This window comes from Arthrobacter sp. JDC6, from assembly GCF_056484025.1.
Window position 1 is genome coordinate 955,609 of record NZ_CM151278.1, and the last position, 23,749, is coordinate 979,357.

Annotated in this window: 22 protein-coding genes; 10 read left to right on the plus strand and 12 right to left on the minus strand. The window is 66.5% G+C overall.

Going from position 1 to position 23,749, the window contains the following annotated elements:
• Window positions 1-35: 35 nt before the first annotated feature.
• Together ACV095_RS04430 and ACV095_RS04435 are read right to left on the minus strand one after the other, a co-directional pair.
• Window positions 36-1,064 carry an aldo/keto reductase gene (locus tag ACV095_RS04430; protein WP_144601364.1) on the minus strand — a complete coding sequence of 343 codons (1,029 nt, stop codon included), beginning with the start codon at window positions 1,062-1,064 and terminating at the stop codon, window positions 36-38.
• A 25-nt stretch (window positions 1,065-1,089) separates the two neighbouring features.
• Window positions 1,090-1,971: an aldo/keto reductase gene (locus ACV095_RS04435; RefSeq protein WP_268001876.1), complete on the minus strand. Its 882-nt coding sequence runs from the start codon at window positions 1,969-1,971 to the stop codon at window positions 1,090-1,092.
• A 93-nt stretch (window positions 1,972-2,064) separates the two neighbouring features.
• On the opposite strand from ACV095_RS04435, the gene ACV095_RS04440 reads away from it, so the two are divergent.
• Window positions 2,065-2,946 (plus strand): helix-turn-helix transcriptional regulator, encoded by an 882-nt coding sequence (locus tag ACV095_RS04440; protein ID WP_056393152.1) that lies wholly within the window; start codon window positions 2,065-2,067, stop codon window positions 2,944-2,946.
• A 142-nt stretch (window positions 2,947-3,088) separates the two neighbouring features.
• On the opposite strand, the gene ACV095_RS04445 is transcribed toward ACV095_RS04440, so the two are convergent.
• The 8 genes from ACV095_RS04445 to ACV095_RS04480 form a co-directional block, all read right to left on the minus strand.
• A complete protein-coding gene (locus ACV095_RS04445) occupies window positions 3,089-3,670 on the minus strand; it encodes a hypothetical protein (RefSeq protein ID WP_478222975.1) in 582 nt (193 codons plus the stop codon).
• A gap of 230 nt (window positions 3,671-3,900) precedes the next feature.
• A complete protein-coding gene (locus ACV095_RS04450; RefSeq protein WP_478222976.1) occupies window positions 3,901-4,875 on the minus strand; it encodes a hypothetical protein in 975 nt (324 codons plus the stop codon).
• A 169-nt stretch (window positions 4,876-5,044) separates the two neighbouring features.
• Entirely contained in the window at window positions 5,045-7,708 is a 2,664-nt protein-coding gene (locus ACV095_RS04455; RefSeq protein ID WP_478222977.1) for an AMP-binding protein, read from the minus strand.
• A gap of 74 nt (window positions 7,709-7,782) precedes the next feature.
• Window positions 7,783-8,412 (minus strand): hypothetical protein, encoded by a 630-nt coding sequence (locus ACV095_RS04460; protein ID WP_478222978.1) that lies wholly within the window; start codon window positions 8,410-8,412, stop codon window positions 7,783-7,785.
• A 48-nt stretch (window positions 8,413-8,460) separates the two neighbouring features.
• Window positions 8,461-8,922, minus strand: a complete 462-nt coding sequence (locus ACV095_RS04465; RefSeq protein WP_223992519.1) for a sortase domain-containing protein — start codon at window positions 8,920-8,922, stop codon at window positions 8,461-8,463.
• 269 nt (window positions 8,923-9,191) lie between these two features.
• Window positions 9,192-9,962: a CHRD domain-containing protein gene (locus tag ACV095_RS04470; protein WP_026265692.1), complete on the minus strand. Its 771-nt coding sequence runs from the start codon at window positions 9,960-9,962 to the stop codon at window positions 9,192-9,194.
• 154 nt (window positions 9,963-10,116) lie between these two features.
• On the minus strand, window positions 10,117-10,356 hold the full coding sequence (locus ACV095_RS04475; RefSeq protein ID WP_478222979.1) for a cupredoxin domain-containing protein: 240 nt from the start codon (window positions 10,354-10,356) through the stop codon (window positions 10,117-10,119).
• Between the two features lie 259 nt (window positions 10,357-10,615).
• Window positions 10,616-11,641, minus strand: coding sequence for a hypothetical protein (locus ACV095_RS04480; protein WP_268001871.1), 1,026 nt, complete (start codon window positions 11,639-11,641; stop codon window positions 10,616-10,618).
• Window positions 11,642-11,997: 356 nt separating this feature from the next.
• Between ACV095_RS04480 and paaA the strand changes: the two genes are divergently transcribed.
• The 6 genes from paaA to ACV095_RS04510 are packed head-to-tail and all read left to right on the plus strand — an operon-like array spanning window position 11,998 to window position 16,863.
• Complete coding sequence (gene paaA / locus ACV095_RS04485; protein WP_134164041.1) at window positions 11,998-12,993, plus strand: 1,2-phenylacetyl-CoA epoxidase subunit PaaA; 996 nt, start codon at window positions 11,998-12,000, stop codon at window positions 12,991-12,993.
• Complete coding sequence (paaB, locus tag ACV095_RS04490; protein WP_223992514.1) at window positions 12,990-13,370, plus strand: 1,2-phenylacetyl-CoA epoxidase subunit PaaB; 381 nt, start codon at window positions 12,990-12,992, stop codon at window positions 13,368-13,370. The genes paaA and paaB overlap by 4 nt, the downstream gene beginning before the upstream one ends.
• Window positions 13,367-14,290, plus strand: coding sequence for a 1,2-phenylacetyl-CoA epoxidase subunit PaaC (gene paaC, locus ACV095_RS04495; protein ID WP_478222980.1), 924 nt, complete (start codon window positions 13,367-13,369; stop codon window positions 14,288-14,290). The genes paaB and paaC overlap by 4 nt, the downstream gene beginning before the upstream one ends.
• Window positions 14,291-14,295: 5 nt before the next feature.
• Window positions 14,296-14,817: a 1,2-phenylacetyl-CoA epoxidase subunit PaaD gene (gene paaD, locus ACV095_RS04500; RefSeq protein WP_156400238.1), complete on the plus strand. Its 522-nt coding sequence runs from the start codon at window positions 14,296-14,298 to the stop codon at window positions 14,815-14,817.
• 9 nt (window positions 14,818-14,826) lie between these two features.
• Window positions 14,827-16,053: a 1,2-phenylacetyl-CoA epoxidase subunit PaaE gene (gene paaE, locus ACV095_RS04505; protein ID WP_224084104.1), complete on the plus strand. Its 1,227-nt coding sequence runs from the start codon at window positions 14,827-14,829 to the stop codon at window positions 16,051-16,053.
• A 24-nt stretch (window positions 16,054-16,077) separates the two neighbouring features.
• Entirely contained in the window at window positions 16,078-16,863 is a 786-nt protein-coding gene (locus ACV095_RS04510) for an enoyl-CoA hydratase/isomerase family protein (RefSeq protein ID WP_224084103.1), read from the plus strand.
• Between the two features lie 145 nt (window positions 16,864-17,008).
• Here the strand turns inward: ACV095_RS04510 and aceB are convergent, their stop codons facing one another.
• Window positions 17,009-18,625, minus strand: coding sequence for a malate synthase A (gene aceB / locus ACV095_RS04515; protein WP_478222981.1), 1,617 nt, complete (start codon window positions 18,623-18,625; stop codon window positions 17,009-17,011).
• 227 nt (window positions 18,626-18,852) lie between these two features.
• On the opposite strand from aceB, the gene ACV095_RS04520 reads away from it, so the two are divergent.
• From ACV095_RS04520 to ACV095_RS04530, 3 genes are all read left to right on the plus strand, one after another.
• Window positions 18,853-20,598: an L-lactate permease gene (locus tag ACV095_RS04520; protein ID WP_478222982.1), complete on the plus strand. Its 1,746-nt coding sequence runs from the start codon at window positions 18,853-18,855 to the stop codon at window positions 20,596-20,598.
• Between the two features lie 101 nt (window positions 20,599-20,699).
• Window positions 20,700-22,070 carry an FAD-binding oxidoreductase gene (locus tag ACV095_RS04525; protein WP_026265688.1) on the plus strand — a complete coding sequence of 457 codons (1,371 nt, stop codon included), beginning with the start codon at window positions 20,700-20,702 and terminating at the stop codon, window positions 22,068-22,070.
• A 121-nt stretch (window positions 22,071-22,191) separates the two neighbouring features.
• Window positions 22,192-22,917 carry a FadR/GntR family transcriptional regulator gene (locus ACV095_RS04530; RefSeq protein ID WP_377204436.1) on the plus strand — a complete coding sequence of 242 codons (726 nt, stop codon included), beginning with the start codon at window positions 22,192-22,194 and terminating at the stop codon, window positions 22,915-22,917.
• A 1-nt stretch (window position 22,918) separates the two neighbouring features.
• Here the strand turns inward: ACV095_RS04530 and ACV095_RS04535 are convergent, their stop codons facing one another.
• On the minus strand, window positions 22,919-23,611 hold the full coding sequence (locus ACV095_RS04535; RefSeq protein ID WP_018768753.1) for a GntR family transcriptional regulator: 693 nt from the start codon (window positions 23,609-23,611) through the stop codon (window positions 22,919-22,921).
• Between the last annotated feature and the right edge of the window lie 138 nt (window positions 23,612-23,749).

Sequence of the window (23,749 nt, forward strand, 5' to 3'; positions counted from 1 at the left end):
CATAGGGGGTTAGAGAGTGAGGCGGGCGCCGGCATTTAAGCCCGGTGCCGCCGTCGTGCCTGTGCCGTCAGTTCATGGGCGCCGTAGCTGTTGTCGTCCGGGTTGACGGTGACGCCGGGCGCCACCAGCTGGTCGATGCGGTCCAGCACCTCGGGCGCCAGCTTGGTGTCCGCCGCGGGGAGGTAGGACTCCAGCTGCTCCATGGTGCGCGGACCCACGATGGCGGAGGTAACGCCGGGGTGGTTGATCACGAACGCGATGGCCAGCTCGATCATGGTGACGCCGGCCCATTCGGCCACCTGGGCGAGCTCCTCCACGATGTCCAGCTTGCGCTGGTTGGCGGGCTGGGTCATGTCGAACCGGGCGCTGGGACGGGCACTGGAAGTGGGCCTGGATGCCGAGTCCTTCCGCCACCGGCCGGAAAGCCAGCCGCCGGCCAGCGGGCTGTAGGTCAGTGTCCCCATGCCGTGCCGCTGCACGGTGGGCAGCACATCCTCCTCGATGCCGCGGGTCAGGATGGAGTACGGCGGCTGCTCGGTGACGAACCGCTCCAGGTTCCGCTCGCGGGACGCCCACTGCGCCTCCACGATCTGGGAGCCGGAGTAGGACGAGGAGCCGATGTAGCGCACCTTGCCCTGGCGGACCAGGTCGGTGAGGGCGCCCAGGGTTTCCTCCACGTCGGTGTCAGGGCTGGGCCGGTGCACCTGGTACAGGTCGATGTAGTCGGTGTTCAGCCGGCGCAGCGAGTCCTCTACCGCGCGCATGATCCAGCGGCGGGAGCCGCCCCGGCGGTTGGGGCGGTCCTCATCCATGGGCATGAAGAACTTGGTGGCCAGGAAGACGTCATCGCGGCGGCCGGCCAGTGCCTCCCCGACAATCTCCTCGGAGGCCCCGGCGGAATAGACGTCCGCGGTATCGACGAAGTTGATGCCGGCATCCAGGGCGTGGTGGATGATGCGGGTGGCGTCGGCGCGGTCGTTGTTGCCCCACGGGCCGAACATCATGGCACCGAGGCAGAGGGGGCTGACCTGCACACCGGTGCGGCCAAGCGGGCGGTATTCCATGCTGGTTCCTTCTCTTCTTGGGCTTCTAGGCTTCGGGGATGACCATGGCGAACCGCTCGGGGCGGGCCACGTCCGGGTCGGGACCGCTGCGGACGCCGGTGTCCAGGGCGTCGATGGCGGCGAGCTCGGCCGCGGAAAGCTCGAAGCCGAACACGTCGAAGTTCTCCGCGATGCGGGCCGGGTTGGTGGACTTGGGGATGGCGGAGCGGCCCTGCTGCAGGTGCCAGCGGAGCATCACCTGGGCGGGGGTCTTGCCGTGGGCCTGCGCGACGGCGGCGATCGCCGGGTCCCGCATGACGTTCTTCCGGTTCTCGCCCCAGCCCGGGTAGAACGTGATGCCGCCGATCGGCGACCACGCCTGGGTGAGGATGCCGTGCTCGGCGTCCGCGGCCTGGACGTTCCGCTGGGCGAAGTAGGGGTGCAGTTCGATCTGGTTGACGGCAGGGACCACGTCGGTTTCCTCGAGCAGCTGCGCCAGGTGGTGAGGCATGAAGTTGCTGACGCCGATGGCCCGCACCCGCCCGTCCTTGAGCAGGGTCTCCAGCGCCTTGTACGCGGCGATGGTCTTCTCGAACCGGTCCGGGGCGGGCTGGTGCAGGATGAACAGGTCCAGCTGCTCCACGCCCAGCTTGCCGGCGGCCTTGTCCCAGGCGTGCAGGGCCCGGTCGTAGCCGTAGTCGCTCACCCAGATCTTGGTCTCGATGAACACGTCGGCCCGGTCCAGGCCGGAGCGGCGGATGCCCTCGCCAACCTCCCGCTCGTTGCCGTAGGCGGCGGCGGTGTCGATGTGCCGGTAGCCCACCTCGAGCGCTGTCTGGACCGCCGCCGTGGTCTCTTCCGGGGGACTCTGGAAGACGCCCAGGCCGAGCGCCGGCATTGTGATTTTGTTGTTGAGCGTGAGTTCCATAACCATGCCTTTCACGGTATTGGGGTGGACGGGTTTGTGGGAGGGGCTGGCAGTCCCTCCCTTGGGATATTTGCCCGGCGTAGCGTGGGAGCCATGACGAACAGCGATGACGTGCGGAAGTTCCTGACCTCCCGCCGCGCCAGGATCACACCGGACGACGCCGGGCTGCCCGCGTACGGCGGCAACCGGCGGGTTAAGGGCCTGCGCCGGGAGGAGGTGGCCATGCTCGCCGGAATGAGCATCGATTACTACATCCGGCTGGAGCGGGGAAATCTGTCCGGAGCGTCGGACAGTGTCCTGGAGTCCCTGGCCCGCGCCCTGCAGTTGGACGACGCCGAGACAGCCCACCTTTTCGACCTGGCCCGCGCGTCCACGGCTGCTCCGCGGGCACGGCGCAAGCGGAGCCCGCAGACGGTGCGGCCCAGCGTGCAGCGGGTGATCGATGCAATTACGGCGGCGCCGGCCTGGGTCCGCAACGACCGCGGCGATGTGCTGGCGTCCAATGAGCTGGGCCGGGCCCTGTACCTGGAGATGATGACCGACGGCGGCACCCCACCCAACAGCGCACGGTTCACCTTCCTGAGCCCGAAAGCGCGGGAGTTCTTCGCCGACTGGGAGCGCGCCGCTGACGACATCGTGGCCGTGCTGCGGTCCACGGCCGGGAAGAACCCGTACGACAAGGACCTGTCCGACCTGATCGGGGAGCTCTCAACGCGCAGCGAGGAATTCCGCGTCCGCTGGGCCCGGCACGACGTGAAGTACCACCGCACCGGCCGCAAACGACTCCACCACTCGATCGTGGGGGACCTGGACCTGGCCTACGAGGCGATGGAGCTCCCCGCGGATCCCGGGCTGCGGATCAACATCTACACCGCCGAGCCAGGCAGCCCGTCCGAGGACGCGCTGAAGGTCCTCGCCAGCTGGGCGGCTACGCAGGCGGCGGCCGGGGTTCCGGCCCAGGAGAAGGCCACCTGAGCCAGCCTGCGCTGCGCAAACCCGTTCTCGACGCGCATATTCGGTTGCGCTCCCCACATCCGTCCTCGACGCGCATATTCGTAAGCGCACCCCATATTTGGGCCGCGCCAGGGAATGTGCGCGTCGTCAGCGGCTTTGCGCGTCAGGACTGCGCGTTGATGAACCCAATGATGATCGCCGTCCACCAGCAGAGCTGCGAGACCACCAGGCATGACATCAGGTGGACGCGCTGGCCAGTGGATAAATCCTTGAACGCAGTCCTGGCAGGGAGCCGCGCGAGCCGCCGCATCAGGGGGATCAGCATGATTCCGTTCAGGCTGAGCACCAGGACCGCCGCGAGCTTGACCTCTGTCATCGGGCTGTCCAGGTGCGGACTCAGGAACACCCCGGTGGCAAGCATGCCGGCCAGGCCACCCCAGATTAACGGTGTTGCTGCCCCATCGAGTCGAATGATTTCACCGAGTGTCCGCCGGCCGATCAGCCACAGGAATCCATGCAAGTCGACCAGGATGATGGCGCCGAATGCCACAACGAGGAAAAGGTCATGCACCACCAGATCGACGTCGTGGACGAAGCCGTCAACGCTGACCGCGGCTGACAGCAACACGGACAATAGCCACGCCGCGATGGCAACACCGGACAGGGCAGCAACAAGGCGCCGCGTGGACCGCTCGGATTCACGGTGCAGCCTGATGGTGCGTCTGCTGACGGGGACATAACTCATGACATACCTCTGCGAGACCTGTCAGCGATGGCCGTCCCAGCCGGGCCCGGGCGTAGCTCCAACATAGCCCCGTCGCGTGGCCGTCAACAAGGAAAAATCACCCGCTGATGCACCGCCCGCTCCTGGCCCCGCTTCGGTGCACGGCCGCCGTTTTCGACGCGCATATTTGTCGCCGCCACGCATACTCCCTTGCGACGCTCGTATACGGGGCGCGGGAAGGGATATGCGCGTCAGAGGCGGTTTTGCGCGTCGATAACGGCGGAGCGAGTACGACGGCGGCCCACACCTGCCGCCGCCAGCTTCCGTTCCAGCGTCCCGGGCACCTTGAGGTCGGCCCAGTCCCAGCGCACCACGTTGCAGCCCAGGGCGCGGATCCGGTTTTCGCGCTGCTTTTCAGCCACAACAGCCTGGGATGCGGTCAGGCCCTTGAGGAACTCGGACTTGAGGTACTTTTCCTCGCCGTCGAATTCGCCAACAACCCTGGACTCCTTCCAGTGGAAATCCGAGTAACCAACCAGCCCGTCCGCGTCGGAAAACCGCTGTTGGAGGACCGGGGGTTCGAAGCGGGCCGCATGGATCAGCGCCCGGCTCCAGGACTCCCCGGCCGAGCCTGAAGCGGGATCGGCAAACTCGATGGCCGCCCGGATTCTCCGCGTGGCAGCGGCGGAGTAAACCGATCCCATCCCGCTCTCCAGCTCAGCCTTGGTGATGGCAGGCAGCTGCCGGCGCGGATCCGGCCGGAGCACATGGTCCAGCGGCACAACGGCCTCGGCGAAGGGGCTGAAGGCCGCCAGGTCCAGGACGGTCCGGATGCGGTCGGTGACCAGGAGGCCCTCCAACCGGACCACCTTCAAATCCGCCCGCGCCGCAAAGTGCCGGCTGACCCCGGCACGGGACCGGCCGCCGTCGTTCTTCAATGTGAGTGCCTGGACCGGGTGATGAAAGCCGATGGTGGGGATTTCCCACACGCTTGCCGCGGAATGGCGGCCGAAAACTGTGGGCTTCTCGAATGCTTCCGCGGCCGCCTGGATGCGGAGCCGGTACTGTTCCCACGGCTTCATGGCCCGCCACGCTGGGCCGTCGATGTAGATGCCGTGCCGCACCCGGACCAAAGCGCCGGACCGCACGCGTTTGGCGAGATCGTTGGCACTCAACCCGTGCAGGTTGCGGTCGCGCGACAACAGCAACGGTGGAAGATCGGTCATGCAACCACATTGCCCGGCACACCTTCGCTGCAGGAGTGGAGAGTGCCGCTATGTGGAAAAGCCCCGGCGACGCGGCCGCCCATTTTCGACTCGCATGCTCCCCGGCGCACGCAACATACGGTCTGCGCAGGGGAATCTGCGCGTCGAAAACCGGTCTGCGCCCAACCCGCTACATAGCGGCCGGCTCAACCGAGGCGCGGGAGAGGGACCGCCGCCGCTTGATCCACCGTTCCGCCGCACCCATGGCCCGGGCGGCCCCTGCCCAGTAGAGGACGCCGCAGACCAGGGACGCCAGCACGGCCAAACCTTTGTCCGCCCGCTCGAAGAGGTCAACGGAATCAAACAGGGGATACACCAGCCAGTGGGTGACGTAGATGTAGAGCGAAGCGCTCGCCAGCAGCGCCATGATCCGGTGGAGTCCCCGGGGCACCCGCAGCGTGGGCAGCCAGAGCAGGATGAGGCATCCTGCCAGGATGGTGGCGCTGCGGTACGGGTTGTCGAAGGAGGCCGGAGCCGCCAGGACGGCGAGAACCGTAACGGCTGAACGTTGCCACAGGGTGCGGGACGCGGCGGCCGCCCAACCCAGCCCGAACAGCCACAGGACCGGCCCCTGCCCCGGGTACCGGCTCTCCACCAGGCCAAAAAGCAGGGGCAGATCCACCAGGACCAGGGCCACCCCAAACGCCCACGGCCAGCGCCGCACCGCCCGGTCAACGGCCGGTACCGCCAGCAACAGGGCCAGGCCCAGCAGGATGTGGACCAGGACCTCCACGAACCAGAACCGCGAGTAGTCGCTCCACCCCGCCGGCCCCACCAGTGAGTTCAACAGGAAAACGTTGTGCAGGGCGTACTTGTCCGTCACGGCGAAGGCCAGCGCGATCACGGCAACGCTCGGCACCAAGATCCGCGCGACGCTGCGCAGGTGCCGCCGGAACCGTTCCGTTCGTTCCCCCGACAGCTGGAAGCGGGCGAAGTTGTAGCCGGCCACCGCCATGAGCACGTGGGCCGTGCCTTGCCAGTGGAAGAACCCAATATGCGTGGAGACGATCGCGATGATGGCGACGGCGCGCAGCACTATCCCGGTCTCCATCGGCGCGAGCAGCCTCCGCCGGGCCCTGCGCACCCAATTGCCGGAAGCAGTGCCGGAAGGCCCGGCAATTCCGGAAGGCCCGGCAATTCCGGAAGGCCCGGCACTGCCGGGAGGCGCGACGGCGGCGGGCACCACGTGCGGCGATGGCGACAGTTCGCAGACCGGCATCAGGTGCCAGCCCCCGGGAAGGTAGCCCAGGGCCCGCTCCAGCCGGACGGACGCCGCCACATAGGACAGTGAATCGCCGCCCAGGGACACGAACGAATCGGTCCCGGCAACCTCGTCCACCTCCAGCACCTCGGCGAAGATGCGCCGCACGTCATCCGAGCCCGCGTCCACAACCCCGGCCGGGCCGCCGTCGTCCGCTTCTCCTCCACAGGCGAGCGCGGCGACGGCAGGATAGTCCGGCTTTCCGTTGCCCAGGCGCGGGATGGCTTCCACCGGGTAAAGGTCGACGGCGGCGCGCGGCAGGCCCAGGCCCTGCGCAAGGGTTTTGGCGAGCAGCGCTACGTCGTGGTCGCCTTCGACGGCGGCCACCACCGCGTCGTCGGAGCCTGCGGCCGCAGCCGTCACCCCGAGGTCGGCCAGCATCCGCTCCACCTGGCCCAGATCCACGCGGAGCCCAACGATCTTCACGAACCTGCTGCGCCGGCCCACAATCTCGTAGAGCCCGTCCGGGCCGCGGCGCGCCAGGTCGCCGGTGCGGAGGTCGGTGACCACCCGGCCCAGGCCGAGGTCCGCCGGCTGTTCGGCGTACCCCAGCATCACGTTGGGGCCGGAGTACACCAGCTCGGACGCGCCCAGGCCGGGCGCCGGCTCAAGCCGGAAGGACCCGCCCGGGATGGGCACGCCGATGGCCTCCGGGCGCTCCAGGGCCTGGTCCGGCGGCAGGTAGGCCATGCGGGCGGTGGCCTCGGTCTGCCCGTACATCACGAACAGGTCCCACCCCTGCCGCCGGCCCAGCTCAGCGTAGGCGCGCACGCGGTCGGGGGCCAGCTGTCCGCCGGCCTGGGTGATATACCGCAGGCTTGGCACATCCATGTCCTTGAAGCCCGCCCGGTCCAGCAGGTCGAAGGTGTACGGCACTGCCGCGAAGGATGTCACGTGTTCCCTGCGGACCAGGTCCCAGAAGCAGGGGTCCACCACCGAGAGGTCGGTCAGCGCCAGGGATGCGCCCGCCAGGAGGTGGCTGTTCACCACGCTCATGCCGTAGCAGTAGGAGAGGGGCAGGGTGGTGGCCGCTGTGTCGCTGGGGCGCAGCTGCAGGTACTCCGCGATCGCGGCGGCGTTGGCCTGGATGCCGTCGGCGGAAAGCCGGACGAGTTTGGGGGAGCCGGTGGACCCGGACGTGCTCAGCAGCAGCGCGAGTTCCGGGTGCAGGTCGTGCCGGGTCTGCTGCCGCCGGACATCCAGGACCGCTTCGCCGTCCGACGCGCTGACAACAACGTCGGGGTCGTAGGCGGCCACCAGTGCGGCCGCGGCTGAGTCCCCCGCGGGCAGGATCAGTAACGGATTGCCGGAGGACAGGGCCGCCAGGTACGACACCAGGGCCGGCAGGGTGTTCCCGGCTTCCAGCGCAATGAGGCGCCGGCCCGGCCCGAACGCCCGGACCATGTCCTCCACCTGCCGGGCCAGTTCCCGGTAGCTCAGCGACCGGCCGTGGGCGCTGACGGCTTGGCGGTCGCCGAAGCGGGCCAGGTCCGCGGCGAACGGAACCCCGGCGAGCTTTGTCTCTGTAGTCACCGGAGAACCATAGAAGGGTAACCTAACCTAACTCAAATGGATTAGGAAAGATTTTTGTGCCGTAAAGCCGTCGGTTAGTGGTGTTCCACCCAGCAGGCCAGGATCGTCGTCGAAAGCTGGTAGGCCAGGGCGTTGCGGGTGATGCTGTCCGGCCCCAAGGTGGGGGGAAGACCCGACGCGTCAACGTGCAGCACGAAGCTGTCCTTCTGGAAGACGGCGGATCCGTCGGCCGTTTCGTATGCCGGAAAACCAAGATTTGCCAGGCCGTCGATGGGTGTTGCGCCTTTTGCGAGGGCCTGCATTGCGGTGAAGTACTTGAGTGCCGATGCCTTGTCCGCCGTTTCCTGGACAGAAATGACAAGCGATCCCTCGGCCAGATGGTAGGTGCAGGTGAAGGTGCTGTCCGCCCAGCTGTCCACGGTGTGCGGGTTCGTAGCCAGGTCCAGGATGGACCGCAGCCTCTCCTTCGGCTGGTCGCCGCAAACCATCAGGGCAGCAGCGCTCGGCCCGCCCGCCGGCGGACCTGGGGATGCTGACCCCTGGGCGTGGTGGCCGCCGCCGTCGTGGCCCACCGCCGGTGACGTTGCCGGTGGGGCCGCCGTCGAACTGCCTGCTGCGGTGACGGATCCCGCCGCTGTTGCACAGCCGGAAAGCAGCAGGGTGCATAGGGCCACGGAGGCCAGCAAGGACTTGTGCTGTTTCATGGCGCATCCAATTCTGCCGGCCCCTGGGAGTGGGGTGCGCGGCTGTTGTCAGGCTTTGAGCTTGGCGTAGATCACGTAGTTGTCATCGAAGAGCCCCGTTGCGGGGTCGTAGCCGTCGCAGGTGATGAGCCGAAGCTCTGCACCGGCAGTGTTGCCGTAAACCTCGAGGGTGGGGAATTCGTTTTTGGAGTAAAGGGCCCCGTGGTCGACGGTGAAGACGGCAGTGCTGCCATCGGCCCGTGAAACGTTGACCTCGGCACCGGGCCCGAGCTTCCGGAGGTCAGCAAACACACCCTTGTGCCCTCCGAGGGCGTTGACGTGGCCCAGGATCACCGAGGGGCCCCGTTCGCCGGGCGTGGGGGAACCGTTGTACCAGCTGGCCGGTGCGCCGTTGCCCACATCCTCCGGCACTTTCAGCGAACCGTTCTCCTCCAGTCCCAGGTGGAGAAGGTCCGTCCGCACCCCGATGGAAGGAATGCTCAGGACAGCAGGAGGCGAGGCATCCAGCACGGCCGGCGGCTGCGGCGCAGCCGGGGCCTCAGGTGGAGAAGGGGCTGCTGGTGGAACAGGGGGCGCCGGTGCCGTTGATGTAACCGCGGGGGAAGCCACTTGTGGTGCGGAGGCGGAAGGGGAAGGCCTGGGGTCTGAAGTAGTGGCGCTCCCGGCGGCACAGCCCGCCAGGGAAAGCGCGAGCAGAACCCCGGCCACCGCAGAGGCCCCGGGACCTCCACGGCGGCCGAAATTCCTTGATGTCACAGAATTGATCCGTTCAGCCTTGGCTATGCTGCCGCGTTCCGGCGGCGGACGGCGTAAGCTCCGCCTGCGAGGGCAACCAGGGCCAGGCCGCCGCCGATGGCGAGGGCGCCGGTGTCGGTGCCAGAGCCGGGTTCAGAGGGGATGCCGGTGTTGGCGCCGCCTGCAGGCATCTTCATTTGGCCGGCCGTAAGCGTTCCGCACAGGGCGGGGGACGTAGCCGCCAGCGGCAGTGATGGAACCAGGTCACTCTTGGCGGCCTGGCCTGCGGCGCTGAGGGTGGCGGGGTCAAGGCCGTGGACCACAACCACTGCCGTTCCGGATTCCAGGGCCGCCTTGGTTTCGGCGTTCAGTTCGAACGTGCGGTCCACCGTATAGGAAGCGCCCTGTCCGGCGACCTTCAGGTCAAGGCCTGCTGCCTTACTGGTATCGCCGCTGGTGGAAAGGGTGGTGACGATGCCACCGTATGAGGGTGCGCCCTCGGTGGTGGAGATGACTTTGTCGCCGTCCTTGTCCGCAGAAGGGTCGGGGCAGACGCCCTTGGCCCCGCCGTGGATGTGCTGGACGTGGGGGTACGGCGCATCCATGAAGGTGGCGGGCAGGCCCGACACCTTGAGGACGACGTGGGCCTGGTTGCCCATGACATCAACTGTTACGGTGCCTGATCCGGCGCTGCCGTTGATCTGCTTCAGCGTTGACTGGTACGAGCCGTCGGCGGCCATTGCAGGTGAACCGGACAGGGCGAGTGCGGCGAGGGCAAGGGTGGGGACTGCCATAAAGCGAAGTGACTTATTCATTCGGAAAATCTCCTCATTCACGTCCGTGTGATGGTGGCGTCCCCAGACAGGAGACACCGGTACTTCGCGGCGGCACCATCAGCGGATGGGTGTGGACGTGGCCTGATTCACTTTTTCCGTGTGGTCAATGCTCTTTTGGTGGAGGCTGTGGCGGTCACTTCACCGTCAGCGTTCCCGTCATTCGGGAATGGAAGCTGCAGACGAACCCGTACTCCCCGGGTGAGTCGGGCGCTTTGAAAATTGCGGTTTCACCGGGATCGACCGCAACGTCGAACCCACCATTGTCCTTTGCCGTCACCGTGTGCGGGGCGCTGTCGGCGTTCGTCACCGTCACCATCGATCCCGGTCTGACCGTGGTGGGGACCTCGAACTTGAAATTCCGTATCGTGATCACCGAAGTGGCGGCTTGCGCCGATCCCTCCGCCGACGATCTGGGGGAACCAGCTGAAGGCGCGGCAGGAGTATTCCCACTCCCGGCAGCGCACCCGGTGATCCCGACCAAGGCGATGGCCATAGTGACGGCCCGGATCCGAGAAGAAGCTTTCATGGCAATCCCTTTCAGGAGGGATGCGTCCGTTGCCCGCCGGATGGCGGGCCTTCAGGAAACTACCCTGTGCGCCCTATTCGTTGCCCCCGGCCTCCAGGATGGGGGGTCAGTTCGCCACCGTAAAGGGCACAACCATCACCCCGGAGTTGGTGGAGCCCAGCTTGTCGTCCCGGCAGGACGTCCGGAGGTGCAGCTTGTGCACGCCGTTGGCCAGGCCACGGGTGTCGATCGCGAGGGGAGCGGCCCCGAAGGGCTCGGGTCCGAAGGCGCCCGCCGAGTCCCAGAGGACCAGCCCCGGGTTGGCCGGAACCGCGTGGAAGTCCGGGTCTACCGAGATGAAGGAGTGGGTAGCCGGCCGCGAGCCGTCCGTGTGGCTGGTCAGGCCCACGAGGGGAGCCCAGACTCCCGACACCGGTCCGTCGGGAAGGGGCAGGCTGCGGACCGAGGACTCGCAGTATCCGGCGTGGGTGTACCAGCCCTTGCCCCGCAGGAAGGGGTCCCTGGTCACATCGGAGGCGGACTTGCCGTTCTGGATGTTGACCTGCCAGTTGAAGTTGGCCCTCATTTCGTTGCCGTCCGGCTCGGAAACGAACCCGCGGAAGCGGACCTCCTGCGTGCCTGAGTGGTTGAAGCCGGAGATGGGTGCGGAGAAGGTGAGCCAGCGCTCGCAGGTGCCGGTGCACGTGAAGTCGCCCCCGCCGGCGCCGGCCGGCCCCGGGCAGCTGAAGTCCGGTGCCGCGGCCCGCAGGTAGCATTTCTGGACGGTGGTTTCCCGGTCCGAGGTTTTGAACACCATGGCCACGTAGTCGGCGGTGCCCGGGTTGTCGTGAAGGATCACCCGGACGTTCACGGTGAGGTTGCCCGAGCTGATCGTTTCCCGTTCCGGGACGCAGGCCCCCAGGTGGAGGTGGCCGGTGTTGGTGACGGAGTTGTTGGCCTGGTCAGCGTCCGGCATCCACCACGACTGCGTATCCACGAACTGCCGGGTCTCCGCGTACACGGTGCCGTCGGCAGGCGGCGCACCCATGCACAGCCCGGCCGCAGCCCTGGCGGTACCGGGACTCAACCCGGTCATGGCAATGAAGGCCAGCGCAACAGCAGATACCAGGGCAAGGAACCGTCTCAAGAGCATCCATCCTTCACGGAGAAACTGCGCGCATTGCTGTCGCCGGCATCGGAACGCCGAACCATGGGATGTTTCGTTATTTGGGCCCGGTAGGGCGTGGAAAGTATAAGACCGGACTCATCGCCAAAACCAGAGTTGACAGGCCATTACGACGGCGGCACGCACCTTTTGCGGGACCTGATGGGGCGTTTGGGGAAAGGGTGCAGGAAGTGATGGGGGATCGCGGGAAAGGGGGCAGGAAGTGATGGGGCGTCGCGAGGGGGAGGGGGACGCTTGACGAGGTCCGGCGCTCCCGCATATCCTGAACGAACGGTCGGTAAATAATTCGGCACGTCCCAGACGGTCTTTGCATAGGAGCAACCATGGCAGCGCAGAACCTGCAGTCAGTGCCCGCTGAGCTAACCCCGGAAGAAGAAGCCGCAGGCCAGGCCCACTTCGACCGGATCATCGCCGAGGACTCGCGCATCGAGCCCCGCGACTGGATGCCCGCGGCCTACCGCAAGACCCTGCTCCGCCAGGTGTCCCAGCACGCGCACTCCGAGATCATCGGCATGCAGCCGGAAGCCAACTGGATCTCCCGCGCCCCCAGCCTGAAGCGCAAGGCCATCCTCATGGCCAAGGTCCAGGACGAGGCCGGCCACGGGCTCTACCTCTACTCCGCCGCCGAAACCCTGGGCCAGTCCCGGGACAAGATGATGGACGACCTCATCGCCGGCAAGGCCCGCTACTCCAGCATCTTCAACTACCCGGCCCTGACCTGGGCGGACATGGGCGCCATCGGCTGGCTGGTGGACGGCGCAGCCATCTGCAACCAGGTCCCGCTGTGCCGCGCCTCCTACGGACCCTACGGCCGCGCCATGGTGCGCATCTGCAAGGAGGAGTCCTTCCACCAGCGCCAGGGCTTCGAGATCCTCCTCGAACTCTCCAACGGCACCCCCGAGCAGAAGCAGATGGCCCAGGACGCCGTGAACCGCTGGTACGCCCCGGCCCTGATGATGTTCGGCCCGCCGGACGACGATTCCCCCAACTCCAAGCAGTCCATGGCCTGGAACATCAAGCGGTTCAGCAATGACGAGCTCCGCAGCCGCTTCGTGGGCATGATGGTGGAGCAGGTCAGGGTCCTGGGCCTCACCCTCCCCGATGACCAGGTCCGCTTCAACGAGGACACCAAAAAGTGGGAGCACGGCCCGCTGGACTGGCACGAGTTCCAGGAAGTCCTGGCCGGCCGCGGTCCCTGCAACGCCCAGCGCCTTGAGCGGCGGAGGGCAGCGCACGACGACGGCGCCTGGGTCCGCGAGGCAGCGGCGGCTTACGCAGCAAAACAGTCAGCAAAGCAGCAGAAGGAATACGCAGCATGAGCCCGCACGGCAACCCGGAAACCCCGGCCAGCTCCGCCACCGAGATCAACCGCGAAGCCCCCAAAGCGTCGCCAGCCCCGCAGGAACACCATGACAAGAGCGCGTGGGGCCTCTGGGAGGTCTTCGTCCGGTCCAGCCGCGGCCTGAGCCACGTCCACGCCGGATCCCTGCATGCCCCGGATGCCGCCATGGCCCTGCGGAACGCACGGGACCTCTACACCCGCCGCAACGAGGGCGTCTCCATCTGGGTGGTCCCCGCGGACGCCATCGCCGCCAGCGATCCCGACTCCAAGGGCTCGTTCTTCGAGTCCCCGCAGGGCAAGGACTACCGGCACGCCACGTACTACACCAAGAGCGAAGGGGTGAAGCACCTGTGAGCAGCGCCCACACCAGCCCCGAAACCACAGGCCACGGCGACATCTCCACCGGCGTGGCCGGCGGCGACTCCAACGCCTCCGCCACCCGCATCACCCCCGGCAACGCCCTGCGCCCGGAGGACATCGCGCTCGAGGTCCGCACCGGCCTGGTCAAGCCCTCGGAGGACATCGCCGAGTACGCCCTCCGCCTGGGCGACGACGCCCTCATCCTCGCCCAGCGCCTGGGCCACTGGATCTCCCGTGCCCCCGAGCTTGAGGAGGACATCGCCCTGGGCAACATCGCCCTGGACCAGCTGGGCCACGCCCGCAGCTTCCTCACCTACGCCGGCGCCGCGTTCACCAACGAGGACGGCTCGGCCAAGTCCGAGGATGACCTGGCGTACTTCCGCCGCGAGCACGAGTTCCGCAGCGTCCAGCTGTTCGAGCAGCCCAACGGCGACTTCGCGGCCACCATCGCCCGCCAGTTCGTGGTGAGCTACTACCAGTACGAGCTCTACCGCCGCCTCACCGGATCCACCGACGCAACCTTGGCAGCCATCGCCGCCAAGGCCGTCAAGGAAGTGGACTACCACCGGGACCACAGCGCCCAGTGGGTGCTGCGCCTGGCCGGCGGCACCGAGGAATCCCGCAAGCGGATGATCCACGGCCTGCGCCTCATGTGGCCGTACGTCAACGAACTGTTCCAAGACGATGACCTGACGCTGCGCCTCGCTGAGGTGGGTGTCGCCGTCGCGCCTTCCTCGCTGAGGGAGGACTTTGACCGCCTCACCGCGGAAATCCTCACCGAGGCCGAACTGGAGGTCCCGGACGTGCCCGCAGCCCCGGGCGGCGGCCGGTACGGCAAGCACTCGGAGTACCTGGGCTACATCCTTGCGGAGATGCAGGTGCTGGCCCGCGAGCATCCCGGGGCCAGCTGGTGACAGCCATGTACGTCTCGGACTTCGAAACCCGCACCCGGACCCCGCAGCAGCGGGCCTGGGACATCGCCGCCACCGTGGTGGACCCGGAGATCCCGGTGCTCACCATCGCGGACCTGGGCATCCTCCGCAACGTGGACGTGCAGGGCAAAAGCGTCACCGTGACCATCACGCCCACGTACTCGGGCTGCCCGGCCATGGATGCCATCCGCGACGACGTCTACGCCGCCTTCAAGAAGGAGGGCTACGAGGACGTGCACGTGGACCTGGTCCTGGCCCCGGCGTGGACCACGGACTGGATGACAGAGGCCGGAAAGCAGAAGCTGCAGCAGTACGGCATCGCCCCGCCCACCGGGCACAGCAACGCCGGGGGCCACTCCGGCCCGGTCCGGCTGAGCCTGGCCGTGAAGTGCCCGCAGTGCAACAGCCTCAACACCAAGGAACTCACCCGCTTCGGTTCCACGTCCTGCAAGGCGCTGTATGTGTGCCAGGACTGCAAGGAACCGTTCGACTACTTCAAAGTCCTGTAAGGAAGCCCCATGCCTGTTGTCCGCCAGACCGCCGCCGAAGAGGCTGAGCTGACCGGCCGCCGTCGTCCGTCCTTCCACACCCTGGCCGTGAAGGAGGTGCGCCGGCTCACCGACGATGCCATCGAGGTCAGCTTCCATGTGCCGGCGGAGCTCGCCGGCAAGTTCGACTACCTGCCCGGCCAGTACGTGGCCCTGCGCACCACGCTGCCGGATGAGAACGGCGAGCCCAAGGAGATCCGCCGCAGCTACTCCATCTGCGCCGAGCCGCGCAGCTTCGCGGACGGCACCAGCGAAATCCGCGTGGCCATCAAGAAGGACCTGGGCGGGCTGTTCTCCACGTGGGCCAACGCCGAGCTGAAGGCGGGGGACACCCTGGACGTGATGAGCCCCATGGGCGCGTTCGTGTCCAAGCACGGCCGTGACGGCGTGGCCGTGGAGCAGAACGTCATGAACTCCATGAACCACCCGGAGGACCTGGCGGGGGAGCCGGGGAACTTCGTGGCCATCGCCGCCGGTTCCGGAATCACCCCGGTGATCGCCATCGCCCGGACGCTGCTGGCCGCCAACCCGGACACCCGGTTCGACCTGATCTACGCCAACAAGGCCGCCATGGATGTGATGTTCCTGGAGGAGCTGGCGGACCTGAAGGACAAGTACCCGCAGCGGCTGGCCATCCACCACGTGCTCTCCCGCGAGCAGCGGATCGCGCCGCTATTGAGCGGCCGGATCGACGCCGAGAAGCTGCAGCAGCTGCTGGGCACCGCCCTGCACGCGGACGATGTGGACGAGTGGTTCCTGTGCGGGCCGTTCGAGCTGGTGCAGCTGTGCCGGGACACCCTGGCCGAGCGCGGGGTGAAGCCGGAGAACATCCGGTTCGAGCTGTTCACGTCCGGCAAGCCGGACCGTCCGGAGGGGCAGGCCGGCCGTCCCGTGGTGGTGGACGAGTCCAAGGAGACGTACAAGATCACGTTCAAGCTGGACGGCCTGCAGGGCGAGGTGGCCAGCCCCACGCACGCCCGCGAGTCCATCCTCAACGCGGCCCTGCGGGTCCGCCCGGATGTGCCGTTCGCGTGCGCCGGCGGAGTGTGCGGCACCTGCCGGGCCAAGGTGGTCACCGGCAGCGTGACCATGGACGAGAACTACGCGCTGGAGCAGGATGAGCTGGACAGGGGCTACGTGCTGACCTGCCAGAGCCACCCCACCAGCAAGGAAGTCACGGTCGACTTCGACGTCTAAGTTGTTACTCACTAAAGGAGCCCCATGATTTCCCTTTCCATCAGCAACGGTGTTGCAGAAGTCGTCCTGGACGCACCCCACAAGCTGAACTCGCTGGATGAGCAGGCGCTGCGGGATTTAGCACAGGCGTACGACGACGCTGCTGCCGCCGCCTCACGCGGTGAGGTGCGGGCGCTGCTGCTGAGGGGGGAGGGCCGCGCCTTCTGCGCGGGCCGGGACATCGCGGGCGTCACCCCGGAGAGCGACGACGCCGCCGCCTACCTGGGCGGGCTGGTGGAGCCGCTGCTGAAGAAGATGGCTTCATTTCCCGCACCCACCTTTGCCGCGGCGCAGGGCGCGTGCCTGGGCGTGGGGCTGGGCCTGCTGCTGGCCACGGACGTGGTGTACGTGGCGGAGAACGCCAAGTTCGGCTCGCCGTTCGCCAAGCTGGGGGCCACGCTGGACTCGGGCGGGCACTGGTACTTCACGGAGCGGATGGGCATGCACCGGACGCTGGACCTGATCTACACGGCGGACCTGATCTCCGGTGCGGAGGCGGTGGCGCAGGGGATGTTCAGCCGTGCCATGCCGGCCGCCGAGCTGCTGGACTCCACGCGGGCGATCGTTTCGCGCGTTGCTGCCGGTGCCACCGAGGCGTTCGTTGCCTCGAAGGAGCTGGTGGCGCACATCCGCGACCAGCGGCTGGGTCTGTGGCAGGCCATGCAGGAGGAGAACGAGGAGCAGGCTCGCCTCTGCAAAACCGACGACTACGCGGAGGGTTTCCGGGCCTTCCAGGAGAAGCGCGAGCCGAAGTTCACGGGGGGCCACTGATTACACCTCCTCGATTGGTCCGCAACTGTCCTTTCCGGGGCCGAAAACGGCAGTTACGGAGCAATCGATGAGGCTGGAGGTCCGCCGCCGCATTGGCGCCGGGCCTCCAGCCGTCTAACGGTTGAAACCGCCCAGGCAGGTACCCCTACCGGGCCGCCATCTCCGATTCCAGTAGCTCGTAGGCCGGTGTGGTGAGGAAATCGGTGTAGTCCTCGGACAGGCAGATCCGGGAAATGATGCCGGATGCCGGTCCGTAGTACCGGTTGAACAGATCGTCGCCCACCTCGTTCCGGAGCTTTTCCGTTTCCTCGACCAGCAGGCGCTCAACCAGTTCGCGGGTTGCCGTGTTCCCCGTGTCGGCGAAGACTACCCCGTTGCGGATTTGCTGCCAGACCTGCGACCGGGAGATTTCCGCCGTCGCGGCATCCTCCATCAGGTTGTGGATGGCAACTGCCCCGTTCCCGGACAGCCACACTGCGGTGTAGGCGACGGAAACGTACAGGTTCCCGCGAAGACCGGCTTCGGTGGCGTCGCCGGGTGCCGACTCGATGTCGAGCAGTTGTTCGGCGGTGACGTGGACCTCTGGGCGGGTCCGCTGCACCTGGTTGGGGGCATCTCCCAGGACCTGGTCGAATACCTCCATGCAGATGGGAACGAGGTCTGGGTGTGCAACCCAGGAGCCGTCGAATCCGTCGTTGGCCTCGCGGGTCTTGTCTGCCCGTACTTTTGCGAACGCCTCTTCCGTGACTTCGGGCTCGCGGCGGTTCGGAATGACTGCTGCCATGCCACCCATAGCAAACGCGCCGCGCTGGTGGCATGTCTTGACCAGGAGTTCGGTGTAGGCGCGCATAAAGGGAACGGTCATCGATACCGCTGCACGGTCAGGCAGGGTGAATTTCGAACCGGAATCGCGGAAATACTTGATGATGCTGAACAAGTAGTCCCAGCGCCCCGCGTTGAGGCCGGAGGCGTGGTCCCGCAGTTCATACAGGATCTCGTCCATCTCGAAGGCCGCGGGAATGGTTTCCACCAGGACGGTGGCCCGGATGGTTCCCTGCGGGATGCCGAGGGCGTTCTGTGCGAAAACGAAGATGTCGTTCCACAGCCGGGCTTCAAGGTGGCTTTCCATCTTCGGCAGGTAGTAGTAGGGGCCGTGGCCGTTCTCAAGGAGCTGCCTGGCGTTGTGGAAGAAGTGCAGTCCAAAGTCCACCAGGGCGCCGATGGCGGGCTTGCCGTCGAATTCCAGGTTCCGCTCCTCCATGTGCCAGCCGCGGGGGCGCATGATGACGACGGCGGTGGGCGCGTCGGTTCGAAGGGCGTACGTCTTGCCCTCGGGGGACGTGTAGGCCAAGGTTCCGCGTGCGGCGTCGTACAGCGAGAGTTGGCCGTCGATGACGTTGAACCAGGTGGGGCAGCTGGCGTCCTCCAGGTCTGCCAGCCATACTTTTGCCCCCGAATTCAGGGCGTTGATCGCCATCTTGGCGGGGGAGCAGGGGCCGGTGATTTCCACCCGGCGGTCCTGGAGGGCGGGCGGCGCCGAGGCAACGGTCCAGTCGCCGTCGCGGACGGCTGCTGTCTCCGGCAGGAAGTCCAGGGTTCCGGTCTTTGCGGCTTCTGAACGGCGCTCCTGCCGTGCAGCAAGGCGGGCATCGCGTTCGGCGGCGAAGCGTCCATGGAGTGCGGCGAGGAACTCCAGGGCTTCCGGTGTCAGGATTTCGGCGGCGCGGTCAAAGGGCAGGGCAGCGGTTCGGGTCAGGGGCATTGCTTGGTCCTTTCGAGGAGTTTCACGATACGGACATTATGTTCTGCCAGATGAAAAAACAAGAGCTTCAGAATAATCGGTCAGACCATTGACTAGCGGTCAGACCAATACATACAGTTTGTCCACGAGGCAATATCTCAATCTCACATTGTGGAATTCCCGCTCGGCGTTTCTTATCCCATTCATCGCGCCCCACCCTCCCCGCTCCAAATACAAAGGAGTTTTTTGTGAGCACTTACCAGCAAGTCGTGGACCCCCTCTGGGGTTCACTCGGCCTGTCCGCGCTCTGCGCGGCGTTGCCGTTGATTCTCCTGTTTGTCCTGCTGGGCGTCTTCCGGGTGAAAGCGGCTATAGCCGCGATCGCCAGCCTGGCGCTGTCCATCCTCCTGGCCCTGATGGTCTGGCGTATGCCTGTGGACCAGGTCTTCAGCGCCACGGCAGAAGGAGCCTTCTACGGCCTGTTCCCCATCCTGTGGATCCTCATTAACGCGCTCTGGCTCTACAAACTCACGGTGGCCACGCCTTGGTTTGATGCCCTGGGCCGGACCATCCGCTCCATCTCCAACGATCTGCGGATCCTGTCGATCCTGATTGCGTTCTGCTTCGGCGCGCTCCTCGAATCACTCGCCGGTTTCGGCGCCCCGGTTGCCATCACCTCGGCGATGCTGATGGCCGCCGGCATGAAGCCGCTGAAATCCGCCATCGTCTCGCTGTTGGCCAACACCGCGCCGGTGGCCTTCGGTGCCATGGCCGCGCCCATCATCGCCCTGAACGGCGTGACCGGCCTGTCGCTGCACGACCTGTCCTCGATGGCCGGCCGCCAGACCCCCTTCATCGCCCTCATCGTGCCGCTGCTCCTGGTCTTCATCGTGGACGGCAGGCGCGGCCTCAAGCAGACCTGGCCCGTTGCACTGGTGGCCGGCGCAGTCTTTGGCATCTTCCAGTTCATCACGTCCAACTTCATCGCTGTGGAACTGACCGACGTCGTGGCTGCGGTGGCTACCGTGGCCGCCGTGCTGCTGATGCTCCGTGCCTGGCAGCCGCGGGAAATCATTGATATGTCCGGGCAGTCCGGCGGGTCGGGCGATCTTGAGGAAGGACGTCCGTCCGGCCCGTCATCCTCCAGCCGCGGTTCGGCAAGGATACCGGCATCCGCATCGGTTACGGAGGCTGTCTCCGCGGCTGCGACCACCCGGGTCGCGGTGCGGCCCAGCGCCACGGAGCGGCCCGTCCGCCGGGAAATCTGGATGGCTGTGGCGCCCTACCTGATCATCATGGCCGTCTTCTCCATCGCCCAGATCCCCGCAGTCAAGGACTGGCTGAGCGCCAACGGAAGCGTCAGCTTCGCCTGGCCGGGCCTGGACGTCGTGGACGCCGGCGGGAAGCATGTTGCCGCGCAGAAGTTCAAGTTCGACCACCTCAAAGCCACCGGAACCCTGCTTCTGGTCTCCGGCCTCATCACCATGATCCTGTACCGCCTGTCGGCAGCCCAGGGCCTGCGCATTTACTGGGAAACCCTGAAGCAGCTGCGCTGGACCATCCTCACGGTCACCACCGTCCTGGCCCTGTCCTTCGTCATGAACCTGTCCGGACAGACCACCTCCCTGGGCCTCGCCCTCGCGTCCGCCGGCGGCTTCTTCGCCTTCCTCTCGCCGCTGATTGGCTGGATCGGTGTTGCCCTTACCGGATCGGATACCTCGTCCAACTCACTCTTCGGGCAGATGCAGGCCACCGCCGCCGCGCAGACCGGCCTCCCGCCGGTGCTGATGGCTGCCTCCAACTCCTCGGCCGGCGTGATGGGCAAGATGCTTTCGCTGCAAAACCTGGCCGTCGCCTCAGCGGCGGTGGGCCTGGAGGGCGCCGAGGGCACGCTGTTCCGCAAACTGATCGGCTGGAGCCTGGGCCTGCTGGCCCTGATCACGGTGCTGATCGTCCTGCAGTCCACCCCGGTACTCGGCTGGATGATCCCCTAGCCGGCGCCACCCTTGCACACCGGGAATACGGCCGGGCGGAGCGGTTCCGCCCGGCCGGGTGCCCAAAGAACCCACCTAGAAAACAAAGAGGTTTCCTTCCCATGAGTACAACTACAGCTGTCACAGCATCAGCAGCGCTTTTGGCTGCAAGCGCTCACACCTCCACAGACCTGGATGAGCGGGTCAGGGTAAGCACGGACCGTTCCGGCTACGTTCCGCCGAGCCTGCCCGATGGCGTCGTTTATGCCACCAGTGCCGAAGAAGTTGTGGCAACCATGAAGCTTGCCGCGGCCCACAATGTCCCGGTGGTTCCCCGGGGAGCCGGAACGGGCCTTGCCGCCGGAGCTTCCGCGCAGGCCGGGGAAGTAGTCCTTGACCTGGCCCGGATGAACCGGATCCTGCACATCGATCCCGTGGAGCAGTTGGCCGTGGTTGAACCCGGCGTCCTCAACGCGGAGGTGAATGCGGCCGCGGGGGAGCATGGACTCTTTTATGCACCGGACCCGGCCAGCACGGCAATCTGCTCCATCGGCGGCAACATTGCCACCAATGCCGGCGGAATGTGGTGCGCAAAATATGGGGTTACACGGGAATCCGTGCTCGCCCTCCGCGTGGTCCTGCCCGACGGCCGGGTGCTGCGGACCGGGCGGAACACCATCAAGGGCGTCACGGGATACGACCTGAACGCGCTGATGATCGGCTCCGAGGGAACGCTGGGCGTGGTGGTCGAAGCTACGCTCCGTCTGCGGCCCAAACCCATCCAGACCGCCACCGTCGCCGCCTATTTCCCGGACGTGGACGCCGCCGCGCTGGCAGCATCCGCCATCATCGCCGCCCGGCTGCAGCCCTCGGTGCTGGAACTCATGGACGGCCCCACGCTGGAAGCCGTCGATACCGTGCATGGCACCAACCACCGGTCCAAGGGCGGCGCCTTCCTGCTGGCGCAGACTGACGGGTACGGCGCGTTCCTAGAGCAGGACGTCCTCCTCAAAGCCATTGAACCCTTCGCCAGTCACGTCGAGAAGGCAGTGGACACGTCGGCTGCGGACGCGCTCGTGGCCACCCGGCGGGAAGCGATTCCCTCGCTTGAGACGTTGGGCCGCGTGTCCATTTGCGACATCGGCGTGCCGCGGAACCGGCTGGCAGATGTCTTTGCGGGGCTGGAGGACATCTCCCGGAAGACGGGGGTCCGGATCTTCAATGTGGCCCACGCAGCGGACGGCAACCTGCACCCGATGATCGTCGTCAACCCCGACCAATCCATCACGGAAGGACCGGCCAAAAAGGCCCTTGGCGACATGTTCTACCTGGCACAGCGCCTGGGCGGCACGCTGACCGGGGAACACGGCGTCGGCCTGCTCAAGCGCGATTGGCTCGAGGATGAGCTCGGCAGCACCTCGCTGGAACTCCAGCGCGCCATCCGCAATGTCTTCGACCCCCAGGGAATCCTCAATCCCGGCAAGGCAATCTGAGCCGGACAACCCGTCCCACGGTTCCTTGATCCGCTTCTGTCCTGCTGCGCCGGTTTTCGGTGGCGCAGCAGGACAGGACAGGACAGGACGCAGGTGCTGGTTGTTAGGGCAGGATGGATCCATGACCAAACCTTCGGTGGCACCGGGATCCAGGCGGACGTACGACGTCCTGGTAGAGGATATTGAGGCGGGGCTGCGCTCTGGCCGGTTCAAAATCGGGGATCAGCTGCCAGGTGAACGGATACTGGCGGAAACCTACGGCATTTCGCGCGCTTCAGTGCGCGAAGCCATGCGCCTGCTGGACGCCATGGGGGTCCTTCGAAGTTCCAACAGGTCCGGCCCCAAGTCTGGCTCGGTCATCGTTTCCGAGCCGTCAGCCGGCTTGTCCGCCACCCTACGCCTGCACATTGCCAGCAGCCGTCTTCCGGTTGAGGAGATCGTCGAAGCCCGGATTCTTCTGGAAACCTGGGCAGCCAGGACGGCGGCCCTGCACGACGACCCGGCCGGGATCCAGCGGGCCAGGGAACTGCTCGAGGCCATGGATGCCCCGGACATCGATCCGGAAACATTCCACGCCCTCGACGCGGAGTTCCACCTGGCCCTCAGTGCCATGGGCGGTAACACGGTTATCGAAACGATCATGGAGTCGCTCAGCGGCTCAATCCGTGGCTACCTCAAGGACGCCCTGGATGCCCTTGGGCAGTGGCCCATAGTGCTGGAGCAGCTGAGGGCCCACCACCACGGGATCTTCGATGCTGTGGAGGCAAAGGACGCCGAGCGCGCCGCGGAGCTGCTGCGGAGCCATATCGCATGGCTGTACGAACAGACAGCTGACAGGGTGCGCTGAGTTACTGCCGCACCGGCATGGACGGCAGGTCCGCTTCCGGGCCCGCCTCGCCGCCCATCGCGGCCACCAGGCGCTCGCGCGCGCGTCCCAGGTGCTGGTCCAGGAGCTGGGCGGCCTCTTCGCCTTGTCCGGCCTCGATCAGCTTCAGGAGCTTTTCGTGTTCAGCCTGGATCAAAGTGGTGTCCAGGAGGTGCAGCGACTGTACCCGGGACATGCACAGGCGTACTTCGGCCACGAGGGACGAGTACATCCTGCTGATCCGCTCGTTCCCCACGGCGTCGATCAGGCTGGTGTGGAACCGCATGTCCGGTTCCACCACGTCCAGCGGCGCTCCGGTGGCCAGCGCAGCGATATCCCGGTTGGCCTGTACCGCCCCAGCGGGCACTGTGCGTGCGGCGGCGAGCCGGCGAAGCACTTCGCTCTCCAGGTACGCCCGGGCCAGGTAGATATCCCGCACCGATTCCGGTCCCAGGTCCGCCACCCGGGCGGTCTTGTGCGTGCCGCGAACCAGCAGGCCCTCGGCCACCAGCTTCTCGATGGCTGCCTTCGCGGTGGGGCGAGCGACGTCGTAGGACGTAGCCACGTCCGTCTCCGTCAGCGCGTGGGCGGAGGGTAGCTCACCGGAGAAAATGCGGAGCCGCAGGTCCGAAGCCACCGCTTCCACAATCGAGACAGCTGCAATACGGCCGGCCACAGATCTCCGTTCCAACAAACAAGTTTCGAGCAAACAAGGGCGTCTCCATCCCATTTTGCCAGACAAGTATTCATCGCTCTTGACGGACATGTGTACTTGTTAGACAATCGATGAGTCGTCACGCCGATGTGGCGCTGC

What these genes read in the sequence shown, in the direction of transcription:
- ACV095_RS04480 (WP_268001871.1), bottom strand. Translation starts at nt 11,641, where the DNA reads ATGCTCTTGAGACGGTTCCTTGCCCTGGTATCTGCTGTTGCGCTGGCC.
- paaD (WP_156400238.1), top strand. Translation starts at nt 14,296, where the DNA reads ATGTACGTCTCGGACTTCGAAACCCGCACCCGGACCCCGCAGCAGCGG.
- ACV095_RS04530 (WP_377204436.1), top strand. Translation starts at nt 22,192, where the DNA reads ATGACCAAACCTTCGGTGGCACCGGGATCCAGGCGGACGTACGACGTC.
- ACV095_RS04440 (WP_056393152.1), top strand. Translation starts at nt 2,065, where the DNA reads ATGACGAACAGCGATGACGTGCGGAAGTTCCTGACCTCCCGCCGCGCC.
- aceB (WP_478222981.1), bottom strand. Translation starts at nt 18,625, where the DNA reads ATGCCCCTGACCCGAACCGCTGCCCTGCCCTTTGACCGCGCCGCCGAA.
- ACV095_RS04470 (WP_026265692.1), bottom strand. Translation starts at nt 9,962, where the DNA reads ATGAATAAGTCACTTCGCTTTATGGCAGTCCCCACCCTTGCCCTCGCC.
- ACV095_RS04525 (WP_026265688.1), top strand. Translation starts at nt 20,700, where the DNA reads ATGAGTACAACTACAGCTGTCACAGCATCAGCAGCGCTTTTGGCTGCA.
- ACV095_RS04510 (WP_224084103.1), top strand. Translation starts at nt 16,078, where the DNA reads ATGATTTCCCTTTCCATCAGCAACGGTGTTGCAGAAGTCGTCCTGGAC.
- paaA (WP_134164041.1), top strand. Translation starts at nt 11,998, where the DNA reads ATGGCAGCGCAGAACCTGCAGTCAGTGCCCGCTGAGCTAACCCCGGAA.
- ACV095_RS04435 (WP_268001876.1), bottom strand. Translation starts at nt 1,971, where the DNA reads ATGGAACTCACGCTCAACAACAAAATCACAATGCCGGCGCTCGGCCTG.
- paaE (WP_224084104.1), top strand. Translation starts at nt 14,827, where the DNA reads ATGCCTGTTGTCCGCCAGACCGCCGCCGAAGAGGCTGAGCTGACCGGC.
- ACV095_RS04450 (WP_478222976.1), bottom strand. Translation starts at nt 4,875, where the DNA reads ATGACCGATCTTCCACCGTTGCTGTTGTCGCGCGACCGCAACCTGCAC.
- paaB (WP_223992514.1), top strand. Translation starts at nt 12,990, where the DNA reads ATGAGCCCGCACGGCAACCCGGAAACCCCGGCCAGCTCCGCCACCGAG.
- ACV095_RS04430 (WP_144601364.1), bottom strand. Translation starts at nt 1,064, where the DNA reads ATGGAATACCGCCCGCTTGGCCGCACCGGTGTGCAGGTCAGCCCCCTC.
- ACV095_RS04445 (WP_478222975.1), bottom strand. Translation starts at nt 3,670, where the DNA reads ATGAGTTATGTCCCCGTCAGCAGACGCACCATCAGGCTGCACCGTGAA.
- ACV095_RS04460 (WP_478222978.1), bottom strand. Translation starts at nt 8,412, where the DNA reads ATGAAACAGCACAAGTCCTTGCTGGCCTCCGTGGCCCTATGCACCCTG.